Raw genomic sequence first — 13,055 nt, forward strand, 5'->3', positions numbered from 1 at the left:
TTTCACGTGAAACATTGACGGGGTGACGTCGGCGCGGTCAGGCGCGACGAATGACCGTGTGACGGTCGCTGCCCTCGCCGTACGACTCCGACACGAGCCCGCGATCGGCGACGATGTCGTGGATGAGCTTGCGCTCGTAGCTCGACATCGCCGGCAGGGATGCCTGCGACGCGCCCTCGTCGAGTCGTGCGATCGCGCGGTCGACGAGCTTCTCCAGCTGGCGCTGGCGCGCATCGCGCGACCCGCCCACGTCGAGGATCAGCCGCGAGAACCGACCGGTCTGCGTCTGCACGGCGATGCGGGTCAGTTCCTGCAGCGCCTGCACGGTGTCGGGGTCGGAGAGGAGTCGAAGGGCGTCCTGGTCGTCGTTCTCGACCGACACGTAGGCCCGGCCGGCGCGCACATCGAGGGTCAGGTCGCCATCGATGTCGGCGATGTCGAGCAGCCCCTCGAGGTAGTCGGCGGCGACGTCGCCCTCCTGCTCGAGCTGCTCCACGGTGGCGACCGCGCGGGCGTCGGTCGTGACGTCGGTGCTCGTCTGGTCGGCGTTGGTGCTCATCATCGTCCTCGCTTCGTCGGTCAGGCGTTGTCGGTCGGCTCGGCGTCGCCGGGCTTCGCGCCGCCGCCGGGCTTCGCCTCGCCGGTCCCCGGCTTCTTGGGCTCGTTCGCCGCGCCCGGCTTGTTCGGCTCGTTCGCCGGCTTGTTCTTCTGAGCCTGCTTCTTCGCGCGCTGTTTGCCGGTGGGCTGCTGACGCTTCGGTGCCTGCTCCTTGGCGCGCTGCGCCTCTTCGTACAGACGCTGCTGCTCGGCCTGGTACTTCTCGAGGGGCACGATCTTGCCCTGCGCGTCGATCGCCTTGCCCTTGCGCGCGAGCCGCTCCTCACGAGCCTTTGCGGCCTCGGAACCGGGCGTCGGCAGGTTCCGGATGACGAGGAACTGCTGCACCATCGTCCAGATGTTGGAGGTGAACCAGTAGAGCACGACACCCAGCGGGAAGAACACACCCGAGAAGATGAAGGCCAGCGGCAGGATGTACAGCATGATGCGCTGCATCTGGTAGGCCTGGCCGGTCTTGGCTTCGGGGGAGAGGTTCTTCGAGATGATCTGCAGCTGCGTGATGAACTGCGACGCGATCATCAGGATGACGAGGATCACGAGGATCGTGACCGTCGCCTCCCAGCCGTCGGGCTTCTGGTTGACGGCCTCGATGAGGCTCGTGTGCAGGGGCGCGACGCCGAACAGCTTCGCCTCGTAGAACTGCCAGGTGAGCTCCTTGTTGAGGAGCCCGACCCCGCCCACACCCCACTCGGCGTGCTTCTTCACGTCGGAGAGCGTGTAGAACATGGCGAGCAGGATCGGCATCTGCACCAGCAGCGGCAGGCAGCTCGAGACCGGGGTGGTGCCGTGCTTCTTGTACAGCGCCATCGTCTCGCGGCTCATCGCCTCGCGAGAGAGCTGATCCTTCTTGCCGCGGTACTTCTCCTGAACTTTTCGCAGTTCAGGGGCGATTTCCATCATCTTGCGCTGGCTCTTGATCTGCCGCACGAAGAGCGGAATGAGCGCCGAGCGCACGACCACCACGAGGCCGATGATCGACAGCACCCAGGTGAGGCCGGCATCGGCCGGCAGGCCCAGCGACGTGAAGATCCAGTGCCAGAACACGAGGATCGCCTCGACGATCCACTTGAACGGCCACATGATGGTGCTGAAGAAGTCGAGGCTCGTCGACGGGGCCGGCGTCGTCGGCGTCGGCACGACCGGCGTCGGCGTGGCGGCGGCCACGCGGTACAGAAGATCCAGCACGGATCAGTCCTTTCTCGGCGAGGAACCCGCGGATGCCTCGTCAGTGGAGGGCACGACGAAGCCGTACCGGGTCAGTTCGTGTCGGAAGTGGCGGTGCAGCGGCACATCATCCACGCCGCCCCGCGCCCACGGGTGGCAGCGCGCCAGGCGGGCGGCGGTGAGCGCCGATCCCTTCAGCAGCCCGTGCTGCTGCACGGCGCCGACGGCGTAGGCCGAGCACGACGGATAGTACTTGCAGACGTCGCCGTAGAGGGGCGAGACCACCGTGCGATAGGCCTGCAGCACTGCGAGCCCGAGATTGCGGGGGATGAGCGGCACGGCGGAGAGAACGCCGGATGCCTCCAGATGCCCGATGCCGACGGAGTACGACGGCAGGGTTGCCGCGCTCACGCGGCTGCTCGCCGGCTGAGGCAGCGGGTGACCTCGGTGCGGAGGGCGGCGAAATCGGCCGCGGCCGCCGACGGCAGAGCGCGGATGACGACATCGGCGCCCGGCCGCACCTGCGGGAGTGCCTCGGCGCAGACCGCCTTGAGCCGGCGCCGCACGGTGTTGCGCGTCACGGCCGATCCCACCTGCTTGCTGACGATGAAGCCGAACCGCGCCGGGCGGTCTTCGGCGGTGGCGACCACGTAGGTCACCGTGTGTGCGGCGGCGCACCGGGCACCCCCACGGACGACGGCTTTGTACTCCGCCCCGCGGGTGATGCGATTCCCGCGCGCCAGCACTGTGAAAGAGGTCAGGCCGAGAGCTCGGTGCGACCCTTGGCGCGGCGCGCCGACAGGATCGAGCGACCGGCACGCGTACGCATGCGGGCGCGGAAGCCGTGCTTCTTGGCGCGGCGGCGGTTGTTGGGCTGGAACGTGCGCTTGCTCATGAGGATCACTCCGGATCGGCGGTCACCCGAACGCTCTAGACCGGGGACACAGGTACAGGGGACTGCCCGTGTGGGCATAAGTCAACCGACTAAGAATACGTCGAGACGGCCAAGACCTCAAACCAGCGACGCGGGAGGCTCGGCGAACAAGTCATTATCCACCGCCTGTGGATGAACACTGGCAGGGACACGCGGCCCGGAACTACAGTGGATTTTGCTCTCGGCGAGGTCCCTCGTTACCGTGGCTCGGGTAGTTATCCACAGGGGGTTCGATGTCTCAGCACGATGTTCCGGATGTCCCGGTGTGGACGGCCGTGCTGGAGCACCTCGACGGCGATGAGCGCGTCACGCCCCAGATGCAGGGGTTTCTGAGCCTCGCCGTCGCACAGGGCGTGATGGGCGGCACCCTGTACCTGGACGTGCCGAACTCGCTCACCGCCGACACGCTCAACAAGCGCCTGCGCGGCCCCATCATGGAGGCCATCGCGCACGTCGACGCCGAGCCGGCCGCGACGACCTTCCGCGTCGTCGTCAACCCCGAGCTGATCGACGCGCATCTGACGGCGCCGATCCCGATCCAGTCGGGGGCGACCCTCTCCGCGGTGCCGATCGTGCGGCCCGCGGTCGACGAGACGCCGGACCCGGTCGCCGCGCCCTCGCGCAGCGACACGCGCCTGAACCCGAAGTACGCCTTCGACAACTTCGTCATCGGCCAGTCCAACCGGTTCGCGCACGCGGCGGCGGTCGCCGTCGCCGAGGCCCCCGCCAAGGCCTACAACCCGCTGTTCATCTACGGCGACTCGGGCCTCGGCAAGACGCACCTTCTGCACGCGATCGGCAACTACGCGATCGACCTGTTCCCGGGCATCCGCGTGCGCTACGTCTCGAGCGAAGAGTTCACGAACGACTTCATCAACTCGATCGCGAACAACCGCGGCTCCGCCTTCCAGGCCCGCTACCGCGACGTCGACATCCTGATGATCGACGACATCCAGTTCCTGCAGGGCAAAGCCGAGACGCAGGAGGCGTTCTTCCACACGTTCAACACGCTGCACGACCACGACAAGCAGGTCGTGATCACGAGCGACGTGCCGCCTCGCCACCTCACCGGGTTCGAAGACCGCATGCGGAGCCGCTTCGAGTGGGGTCTCATCACCGATGTGCAGGCGCCCGACCTCGAGACGCGCATCGCGATCCTGCGCAAGAAGGCGCAGTCCGAGCGCCTGCTCGTCCCCGACGAGGTGCTCGAGTACATCGCAACGAAGGTCTCCAGCAACATCCGCGAGCTCGAGGGCGCGCTCATCCGCGTGTCGGCCTTCGCGAGCCTCAACCGCTCGAACCTCGACATCTCGCTCGCCCAGACGGTGCTGCGCGACATCGTCGACACCGACGACGCCAACGTCATCATGCCGACCGACATCATCGCCGCGACGGCGCAGTACTTCCGGCTGTCGGTCGACGACCTCTACGGCTCGAGCCGCTCGCAGTCGGTCGCGACGGCGCGACAGATCGCGATGTACCTGTGCCGCGAGCGCACGAACCTCTCGCTCCCGAAGATCGGGCAGCTGTTCGGCAATCGCGACCACACGACGGTGATGTACGCGTGCAAGAAGATCGCGCAGCTGATGAAAGAGCGCCGATCGATCTACAACCAGGTCTCCGAGATCACGACGCAGCTCGGTCGCGCGTCCCGCTGACCCCCGCGCGGCGACGTCGCGGCAACCTCGCTTCGACCCCCTGTGACGCGGCGCGCCGCGCTCCACTTGACAGTCACGCCGCGTCTGCCCCATCATGCGCGTTCTGCACAGTGTGGACAGGCTGTGGATAACTTCGTGTCGTCGTCGGACAACTGTGAGCGGATCGACCGATCCTGTGGACGAACGAATGTCATGGCGCCGCCGCTTCAGGCCAGGAGAACACAGGCATCCGCAACCCGCCCACAACTTACACGCGTGTGGTTCCCGCTCGCCGAGCGGCATCGCGCCGGTTATCCACAGTTTCCACAGCGGTTAACACCATGACAAATATCTCTCTCAGAAAATCCCGGTTCGATCACCATCACGGCGACCGGTGCGCGGCGAACCCGCCCTGCGAGAATCACCGGGTCGGGCACTAGCATGGAGACGCCCATGCCGATCTCAAGGGAGCGCCAGTGAAGTTTCACGTGAATCGCGACGTGTTCAGCGAGGCCGTGTCGTTCGTCGTCAAGCTCCTGCCGCAGCGCAACCCCCAGCCGATCCTGGCCGGTGTGCTCATCGAGGCATCCGACGAAGGACTCTCGCTCGCCGCGTTCGACTACGAGGCATCCGCCCGCACGACGATCGAGGCGACGGTCGACGAGCCGGGAACGATTCTCGTGCACGGGCGTCTGCTGTCCGAGATCGCGAGCCGGCTGCCGAACGCCCCGATCCAGATCGAGGTCGGCGAAGACGACGGGATCGTGCTCACCTGCGGCTCGGCGCGGTTCACGCTCGCGTCCATGCCGGTGCAGGAATACCCCGCGATCCCCGAGGTCACCGGCGAATCCGGTCTCGTTCCCGCCGAGGAGTTCGCCACGGCGATCGCGCAGGTCGCCTTCGCCGCCTCCCGCGACGATGTGACCCCGGTGCTCACGGGCGTGCAGCTCGAGGTCGCCGGCACGCAGCTGAGCCTCGTCGCGACCGACCGCTACCGTGTCGCGCTGCGCGAGGTCTCGTGGGACTTCGGCGACCACGGCGGCACGGGTTCGGGCGATGAGCCCACGACGGCACTCGTGCCGGCGCGCACGCTCACCGAGGTGGGCAAGACGTTCGCGCACTCCGGCGACATCCAGGTCGCGTTCTCGGGCTCGGGTGACCGCGAGATCATCGCCTTCACCTCGGGCAACAAGACCGTCACCTCGCTGCTGATCAAGGGCAACTTTCCCCCGGTCCGCCGCCTTTTCCCCGAGCAGACCGACCACTACGCGGTGGTCTCGACGTCCGACCTCGCCGAAGCCGTGCGCCGCGTGTCGCTCGTGCTCGACCGCTCCGCGCCGCTGCGGTTCACGTTCACCGAGGACGGCGTGTCGATGGATGCCTCGGGCACCGAGCAGGCCCGCGCGACCGAGTCGGTCGACGCGACCCTCGCCGGCGAGGAGGTCACCCTCGGCCTCAATCCGCAGTACCTCCTCGAGGCGCTCGGCGCCGTCCGCAGCGAGTTCGCCCGCATCACGTTCACCTCGAGCGAGAACGCGAACAAGCTCAGCCCCGTGCTCATCACGCCGCAGACCTCGGGCGGCGACGCCAACGCGGTGAGCTTCAAGTACCTGTTGCAGCCGAACCTGCTGCTGCGCTGATCCGTTCCGCTGACGACCCCTCCGTCGCCGGCCGCACCGAGGTCGCGGGTCCGACCTTCGTGGGAGGCTGATTCGGTGATCGTCGAGCAGTTGAGTCTCGTCGACTTCCGCAACTATGCGGCCGTCGACGTGGCGCTCGGCGCGGGTGCCAACGTGTTCGTGGGCCGGAACGGTCAGGGCAAGACGAACCTCGCCGAGGCCATCGGCTTCTTCGCGACGCTCGGTTCGCACCGCGTGTCGCAGGATGCCCCGATGGTGCGCGACGGCGCCGACGCGGCCGTCGTGCGCATGCGCCTCGCCTACGGCGAACGCCGCGTGCTGCTCGAGGCGCAGGTGAACCGCACCGGCAGCAACAAGGCACGGGTGAACGGCGCGGGGGTGAAGACCGCCGAGCTCCCGCGCTACGCGCAGGTGGTGCTGTTCGCGCCGGAAGACCTGCAGATCGTCCGCGCCGACCCGTCCGCCCGCCGCCGCTTCGCCGATCAGCTCCTGATCCAGCGCGCCCCTCGCATGTCGGGCGTGCTCGCCGACTACGACCGGGTCGTCAAGCAGCGCACCGCGCTGCTGAAGTCGGCGCGAGCGCGAGGCATCCGCGGCGATGCCTTGTCGACGCTGGATGTCTGGAACGACAAGCTCGTCCAGCTCGGCACCGAGGTGATCCGGGCGCGCCTCGCGCTCGCGGCCGACCTCGCCGGCCCCGTCGCCGACGCGTACACCGCGATCGCCGGCGAGGACCACCGCCCCGAACTGGAATGGATGCTCTCGATCGGCGGCCGCGACCCCGAAGACGACGCCGACGCACCGTCCGGCGCTGCGGGCACCGGCCCGGCGACCGCCCCCGCCGCGTCGACCGAGGCCGCCGAGATCCAGGCGCAGTTCCGCGCCGCCCTCGCCGACAAGCGCGCCGCCGAGCTCGACCGCGGCCTCACGCTCGTCGGCCCGCACCGCGACGACCTGCTGCTGCGGGTGCGCGGGCTGCCGGTCAAAGGCTACGCCTCGCACGGCGAGTCGTGGTCGGTGGCCCTGTCGCTGCGGCTCGCCTCGGCGCAGCTGCTGCGTGCGCAGTCGCAGCTGGGCGACCCGATCCTCATCCTCGACGACGTGTTCGCCGAGCTCGACGCCGACCGCCGGGCGCGCCTCGCCGCCCTCGTCGGCGGGTTCGAGCAGGTCGTCGTGACCGCCGCCGTCGAGAACGACGTGCCCGAGGCGCTCCGCGCCCGCACGGTGCGGGTCGTCGCCGGCACGATCCAGGCGGAGGATGCCGATGAGTGACGACGTTCCCGAGACGATCGGCACCTACCTGCGCCTGCGCGGCCTCGACCCATCGCCCCGTGCCGCCCGCCGACGGAGGCGCCGAGCCGAGCAGGACGACGACAAGCTCCCGTTCGCGCCCGGTCGCGACCCGAAGGGCCTCGGCGACGTGCTCGGCGACCTCACCCGGCAGTCCGGCTGGGACTCGCAGCTCGCCCGCGAAGACCTCGTGCTGCAGTGGGAGGAGGTGACCGGCGCCGAGACCGCCCGGCATGCCCGCCCGGTCGCCCTCGACGGCGGACTGCTGACCGTGCAGTGCGACTCGACGGCATGGGCGAAGAACCTGCAACTCATGCGCGGCGAGATCGTCACGCAGCTGATCCGGCGCTTCCCCGAGGCCGGCGTCGAGAACGTCCGTTTCGTCGGCCCCGACGTCCCCTCCTGGAAATGGGGCCCCAGAGCCGTTCCAGGGCGCGGTCCTCGCGATACCTACGGCTGAGCCACGTCCACCGGCATCCGACGCGATTCCAGCGCGGCACAGGGCCATTCAGCCGACGGAGCGGCCCGGAACACGATAGACTTGATCGACCCTGACTATCGACCCGGGAGCGCTCGAAACCTATGACGTCCGATACCCCCGACAGCGTTCCCGAAGAGCTTCCCGAGAAGCACACGCCGCCCGCACACAAGGTCGAGAACGATTACGGGGCCGACGCCATCCAGGTGCTCGAAGGCCTCGAGGCGGTGCGCAAGCGCCCCGGCATGTACATCGGCTCGACCGGTGAGCGGGGCCTGCACCACCTCGTCTACGAGATCGTCGACAACTCCGTCGACGAGGCGCTCGCCGGGCACAACGACCTCGTCGACGTGACGATCCTCCCCGACGGCGGCATCCGCGTGATCGACCACGGCCGAGGCATCCCGGTCGACCCGCACTCGTCCGACCCGACCAAGTCGACGGTCGAGGTCGTGCTGACGGTGCTGCACGCCGGCGGCAAGTTCGGCGGCGGCGGATACGCGGTCTCGGGCGGCCTGCACGGCGTCGGCTCGTCGGTGGTCAACGCGCTGTCGACCCGCTTCGACGTCGAGATCCGGCGCCAGGGCTTCGTGTGGCGCCAGTCGTTCGCGAACGGCGGCAAGCCGCAGGCGCCGCTCACCCAGGGCGAAGAGACGGTCGAGACGGGCACCGTCATCACCTTCTGGCCCGACGCCGAGATCTTCGAGACGGTCGACTTCGACTACGACACGCTGCGCACCCGGTTCCAGCAGACCGCATTCCTGAACAAGGGCCTGCGCATCACGCTGAGCGACCTGCGTCCGTCGTCCGCGTACGTGGTCGACACCGAGGACGGCCAGTCGGTCGAGCGTCAGCCGCACGACGACTTCCACTACGAGCGCGGCCTGGTCGACTATGTCGAGTACCTCAACAAGATCCGCAAGGCCGATGTCGTCAACGACGAGATCATCGAGGTCGAGGCCGAGGACACCGTGCGGCACATCTCGCTCGAGCTCGCCATGCAGTGGACGACGAGCTACACCGAGAACGTCTTCACCTTCGCGAACACGATCAACACGCACGAGGGCGGCACGCACGAAGAGGGCTTCCGCGCCGCGATGACGACGTACATCAACAAGTACGCGCGCGAGAAGGGCCTCCTCAAGGAGAAGGACGACAACCTCACCGGCGATGACATCCGCGAGGGTCTCACCGCCGTCATCTCCGTGAAGCTGTCGGAGCCGCAGTTCGAGGGACAGACGAAGACCAAGCTCGGCAACACCGAGGCGAAGGCGTTCGTGCAGAAGGTCGTCGGCGACCAGCTCACCGACTGGCTCGACCGCAACCCCGTGCAGGCCAAGCGCGTCATCATGAAGGCGGTGGATGCCGCGACCGCGCGCCTCGCCGCACGGAAGGCCCGCGAGACCGCCCGTCGCAAGAGCGTGTTCGAGTCGGCCTCGATGCCCGAGAAGCTCAAGGACTGCACGAGCAAGGACCCGTCGATCTCGGAGATCTTCCTCGTCGAGGGCGACTCCGCCGGCGGCTCGGCTGTCTCGGGTCGCGACCCGGAGCGGCAGGCGATCCTGTCGCTGCGCGGCAAGATCCTGAATGTCGAGAAGGCGCGCCTCGACCGTGCGCTCGGCAACGCCGAGATCCAGGCGATGATCTCCGCGTTCGGCACGGGCATCGGCGAAGACTTCGACGTCACGAAGGCGCGGTACCACAAGATCGTGCTGATGGCCGATGCCGACGTCGACGGCCAGCACATCACGACGCTCCTGCTCACCCTCCTCTTCCGCTACATGCGGGGGCTCATCGAGGCGGGCTACGTCTACCTCGCCATGCCGCCGCTGTTCCGCCTCAAGTGGTCGAACTCCCCGCACGAGTACGTGTACAGCGACCGCGAGCGCGACGCGCTGCTGGAGGCGGGCGCCGACGCCGGCAAGCGCATCCCGAAGGACAACGGCGTGCAGCGCTACAAGGGTCTCGGCGAGATGAACGCCAAGGAGCTGTGGGAGACCACGATGGACCCCGACACGCGCACGCTTCGCCAGGTGACGATCGACGATGCGGCCGCGGCCGACGAGATCTTCTCCATCCTCATGGGTGAAGACGTCGAGTCGCGCCGCGGGTTCATCCAGCGAAACGCCAAAGACGTCCGGTTCCTGGACATTTGAGAGACGACGACATGACTGACGAGCGCCCCGATCCCAACGCGCATTACAACCACGGCAACATCGACCAGGTCGACCTCCAGGTCGAGATGCAGCGCAGCTACCTCGACTACGCGATGAGCGTCATCGTCGGGCGTGCGCTGCCCGACGTGCGCGACGGCCTCAAGCCCGTGCACCGCCGCGTGATCTACGGCATGTACGACGGCGGATACCGCCCCGACAAGGGCTTCAACAAGTGCGCCCGCATCGTCGGCGACGTGATGGGCCAGTTCCACCCGCACGGAGACAGCGCGATCTACGACGCGCTCGTGCGTCTCGTGCAGCCGTGGTCGCTGCGCTACCCGCTGGCCGAGGGCCAGGGCAACTTCGGCACGCCCGGCAACATGGGCGCCGCCGCCTCGCGATACACCGAGACCAAGATGGCGCCGCTGTCGATGGAGATGGTGCGCGACATCGATGAGGACACCGTCGACTTCGAGCCGAACTACGACGGCAAGACGCAGGAGCCGACGGTGCTGCCGGCGCGCTTCCCGAACCTGCTCGTCAACGGGTCGGTCGGCATTGCGGTCGGCATGGCCACGAACATCCCGCCGCACAACATGCGCGAGGTCGCCGACGGTGCCCTGTGGGCCCTCGAGCACCCGGATGCCACACGCGAAGAGCTCCTCGAAGCGCTGATGGCGCGGGTGCACGGCCCCGACTTCCCGACCGGGGCGCAGATCCTCGGCACGAAGGGCATCCGCGAGGCGCAGCGCACCGGCCGCGGATCGATCACGATGCGTGCCGTCGTGAACGTCGAGGAGATCCACGGTCGCACCTGCCTCGTCGTCACGGAGCTCCCCTACCAGGTGAACCCCGACAACGTCGCGGCGAAGATCCGCGACCTCGCCCGCGACGGCAAGCTCACCGGCATCGCCGACATCCGCGACGAGACGAGCGACCGCACCGGTCAGCGCCTCGTGATCGTGCTCAAGCGCGACGCGGTGGCGAAGGTCGTGCTGAACAACCTGTACAAGCACACGCAGCTGCAGGAGAACTTCGGCGCGAACATGCTCGCGATCGTCGACGGCGTGCCGCGCACGCTCGCCCTCGACGGATTCATCACGTACTGGATCGAGCACCAGGTCGAGGTCATCGTCCGCCGCACGCGATACCGCCTGCGCGAGGCGGAGAAGCGGATGCACATCCTGCGCGGTTACCTCAAGGCGCTCGACGCGCTCGACGAGGTCATCGCGCTCATTCGCCGCTCCCCGACCGTCGAAGAGGCCCGCGAAGGCCTGAAGTCGCTCCTCGAGATCGACGACGTGCAGGCCGAGGCGATCCTGCAGATGCAGCTGCGTCGCCTCGCCGCGATGGAGCGCCAGAAGATCATCGACGAGGCCGCCGAGCTCGAAGAGCGCATCGGCGACCTGACCGACATCCTCGCCACGCCCGCCCGCCAGCGCACGATCATCTCGGAAGAGCTGCAGGGCATCGTCGACAAGTTCGGCGATGACCGTCGCACGCACATCCTGCACGGCTTCGACGGCGACATGTCGATGGAAGACCTCATCCCCGAAGAGGAGATGGTCATCACGATCACACGGGCGGGCTACATCAAGCGCACCCGCAGCGACAACTATCGCTCGCAGCACCGCGGCGGCAAGGGCGTGAAGGGCGCGCAGCTGCGCGCCGATGACGTGGTCGAGCACTTCTTCGTCACGACGACGCACCACTGGCTGCTGTTCTTCACCACCAAGGGTCGCGTCTACCGCTGCAAGGCGTACGAGGTGCCCGAGGCCGGGCGGGATGCCAAGGGTCAGCACGTCGCGAACCTCCTCGCGCTGCAGCCGGGTGAGGAGATCGCACAGATCCTCGACATCCGCGACTACAAGGCCGCGACCCACCTCGTGCTCGCCACGCGCGACGGCAAGGTGAAGAAGACCTTCCTGAGCGAGTACGACACGAACCGCCAGGGCGGGATCATCGCAATCCGCCTGCGTGGGCAGGACGACGAAGAGGGCGGCGACGAGCTCGTCAGCGCGCTCCTCGTCGACGACACCGACGACATCCTGCTGATCTCCCGGCACGGCATGTCGCTGCGCTTCACCGCCACCGACGATTCGCTGCGCCCGATGGGCCGGGCGACGGAGGGCGTGAAGGGAATGAGCTTCCGCGAGGGCGACTCGTTGCTGTCGGCATCCGTCGCGAAGGATGACGCGTACGTCTTCGTCGTCACCGAGGGCGGCTACGCCAAGCGCACCCGCGTCGGCGAGTACCGGCTGCAGGGGCGCGGCGGACTGGGCATCAAGGTCGCCAAACTGAGCGAGGATCGCGGTGATCTCGCGGGCGGTCTGATGGTGTCCGAGGACGACGAGGTCTTGGTGGTTCTTGCCAGCGGCAAGGTGGTACGCTCTGCCGTGGCCGAGGTCCCAGCGAAGGGTCGCGACACCATGGGTGTCGTCTTCGCCCGTCCCGATGACGACGATCGCATCCTCGCGATCGCCCGCAACGGAGAGCGGACGCTGGGCCAGGCTCCCGAGACGGAAGAGCCCCCCGCCGCCGCAGACGAGACCACGCCCGCGAGCCCCGAAGAGAGTGACACTGACGCATGAGCACGGTAGCCGACAAGCTGGCGAAGAAATCCTCCAGCAAGACCAGCGCGAAGCAGGTGCGCCTGCGCCTCGTCTACGTCGACTTCTGGTCGGCCGTGAAGCTGTCCTTCCTGGCCGCGGTCGCTCTCGCGATCGTCACGGTCGTGGCGACGTTCCTCGTCTACATGGTGCTGCAGACGACCGGCATGATCACCCGTCTGGATGACCTGTTCAAGGCGTTCGACGACAACTTCACGCTGAGCGATTACATCAACCTGCCGCAGGTGATGGCCTTCGCCGCGATGGTCGCGATCTTGAACCTCATCGTCGTGACGGTGCTGGGCGCGGTCGTTGCCGGCATCTACAACCTGATGGTGAAGGTCACCGGCGGACTGCTCGTCGGCTTCACCTCGAACTGATCCGATTTTCGGATTGCCCGCGAGTCGGGTAAAGTCTTGGAGGTTGACGGCGGCGACGCCGGTCTCCAGACGGGGCTATAGCTCAGGCGGTTAGAGCGCTTCACTGATAATGAAGAGGTCCCAGGTTCAAGTCCTGGTAGCCCCACCAC

Annotated in this window: 12 protein-coding genes and 1 tRNA gene; 8 read left to right on the forward strand and 5 right to left on the reverse strand. The window is 67.7% G+C overall.

What is annotated here, in order from left to right; all coding sequences use genetic code 11:
* Positions 1-37: 37 nt before the first annotated feature.
* The 5 genes from LOK55_RS09840 to rpmH are packed head-to-tail and all read right to left on the reverse strand — an operon-like array spanning position 38 to position 2,677.
* Positions 38-559, reverse strand: a complete 522-nt coding sequence (locus LOK55_RS09840; RefSeq protein WP_229935255.1) for a R3H domain-containing nucleic acid-binding protein — start codon at positions 557-559, stop codon at positions 38-40.
* A 20-nt stretch (positions 560-579) separates the two neighbouring features.
* On the reverse strand, positions 580-1,803 hold the full coding sequence (gene yidC, locus LOK55_RS09845; RefSeq protein ID WP_229935239.1) for a membrane protein insertase YidC: 1,224 nt from the start codon (positions 1,801-1,803) through the stop codon (positions 580-582).
* Positions 1,804-1,806: 3 nt separating this feature from the next.
* Positions 1,807-2,193: a membrane protein insertion efficiency factor YidD gene (gene yidD, locus LOK55_RS09850; RefSeq protein ID WP_229935240.1), complete on the reverse strand. Its 387-nt coding sequence runs from the start codon at positions 2,191-2,193 to the stop codon at positions 1,807-1,809.
* Positions 2,190-2,528, reverse strand: coding sequence for a ribonuclease P protein component (gene rnpA, locus LOK55_RS09855; RefSeq protein ID WP_141379405.1), 339 nt, complete (start codon positions 2,526-2,528; stop codon positions 2,190-2,192). Before rnpA ends, yidD begins: the two co-directional genes overlap by 4 nt.
* Positions 2,529-2,539: 11 nt before the next feature.
* Positions 2,540-2,677: a 50S ribosomal protein L34 gene (rpmH, locus tag LOK55_RS09860; protein ID WP_005054680.1), complete on the reverse strand. Its 138-nt coding sequence runs from the start codon at positions 2,675-2,677 to the stop codon at positions 2,540-2,542.
* 272 nt (positions 2,678-2,949) lie between these two features.
* Here rpmH and dnaA point away from each other — a divergent pair, with 272 nt between their 5' ends.
* The 8 genes from dnaA (at position 2,950) to LOK55_RS09900 (ending at position 13,054) form a co-directional block, all read left to right on the forward strand.
* A complete protein-coding gene (gene dnaA / locus LOK55_RS09865; protein WP_141379403.1) occupies positions 2,950-4,374 on the forward strand; it encodes a chromosomal replication initiator protein DnaA in 1,425 nt (474 codons plus the stop codon).
* A 455-nt stretch (positions 4,375-4,829) separates the two neighbouring features.
* Positions 4,830-5,993, forward strand: coding sequence for a DNA polymerase III subunit beta (gene dnaN, locus LOK55_RS09870; RefSeq protein ID WP_141379401.1), 1,164 nt, complete (start codon positions 4,830-4,832; stop codon positions 5,991-5,993).
* A 75-nt stretch (positions 5,994-6,068) separates the two neighbouring features.
* Entirely contained in the window at positions 6,069-7,265 is a 1,197-nt protein-coding gene (recF, locus tag LOK55_RS09875) for a DNA replication/repair protein RecF (RefSeq protein ID WP_229935241.1), read from the forward strand.
* Positions 7,258-7,743: a DUF721 domain-containing protein gene (locus LOK55_RS09880; RefSeq protein ID WP_229935242.1), complete on the forward strand. Its 486-nt coding sequence runs from the start codon at positions 7,258-7,260 to the stop codon at positions 7,741-7,743. The genes recF and LOK55_RS09880 overlap by 8 nt, the downstream gene beginning before the upstream one ends.
* A gap of 122 nt (positions 7,744-7,865) precedes the next feature.
* Entirely contained in the window at positions 7,866-9,917 is a 2,052-nt protein-coding gene (gene gyrB, locus LOK55_RS09885) for a DNA topoisomerase (ATP-hydrolyzing) subunit B (RefSeq protein WP_229935243.1), read from the forward strand.
* A gap of 11 nt (positions 9,918-9,928) precedes the next feature.
* Entirely contained in the window at positions 9,929-12,508 is a 2,580-nt protein-coding gene (gyrA, locus tag LOK55_RS09890; protein ID WP_229935244.1) for a DNA gyrase subunit A, read from the forward strand.
* Positions 12,505-12,906, forward strand: coding sequence for a DUF3566 domain-containing protein (locus LOK55_RS09895; RefSeq protein WP_229935245.1), 402 nt, complete (start codon positions 12,505-12,507; stop codon positions 12,904-12,906). Before gyrA ends, LOK55_RS09895 begins: the two co-directional genes overlap by 4 nt.
* Before the next feature lie 71 nt (positions 12,907-12,977).
* Positions 12,978-13,054, forward strand: a tRNA-Ile gene (locus LOK55_RS09900).
* The last annotated feature ends 1 nt before the right edge of the window (position 13,055 follow it).

The sequence above is a fragment of the Microbacterium sp. F2E genome (assembly GCF_020905435.1).
GTDB lineage: Bacteria > Actinomycetota > Actinomycetes > Actinomycetales > Microbacteriaceae > Microbacterium > Microbacterium lacticum.

Excerpts from the sequence above, each read along its gene's own strand:
- LOK55_RS09840 (WP_229935255.1), bottom strand. The coding sequence starts at position 559 with ATGAGCACCAACGCCGACCAGACGAGCACCGACGTCACGACCGACGCC.
- gyrB (WP_229935243.1), top strand. The coding sequence starts at position 7,866 with ATGACGTCCGATACCCCCGACAGCGTTCCCGAAGAGCTTCCCGAGAAG.
- rpmH (WP_005054680.1), bottom strand. The coding sequence starts at position 2,677 with ATGAGCAAGCGCACGTTCCAGCCCAACAACCGCCGCCGCGCCAAGAAG.
- gyrA (WP_229935244.1), top strand. The coding sequence starts at position 9,929 with ATGACTGACGAGCGCCCCGATCCCAACGCGCATTACAACCACGGCAAC.
- dnaA (WP_141379403.1), top strand. The coding sequence starts at position 2,950 with ATGTCTCAGCACGATGTTCCGGATGTCCCGGTGTGGACGGCCGTGCTG.
- LOK55_RS09880 (WP_229935242.1), top strand. The coding sequence starts at position 7,258 with ATGAGTGACGACGTTCCCGAGACGATCGGCACCTACCTGCGCCTGCGC.
- LOK55_RS09895 (WP_229935245.1), top strand. The coding sequence starts at position 12,505 with ATGAGCACGGTAGCCGACAAGCTGGCGAAGAAATCCTCCAGCAAGACC.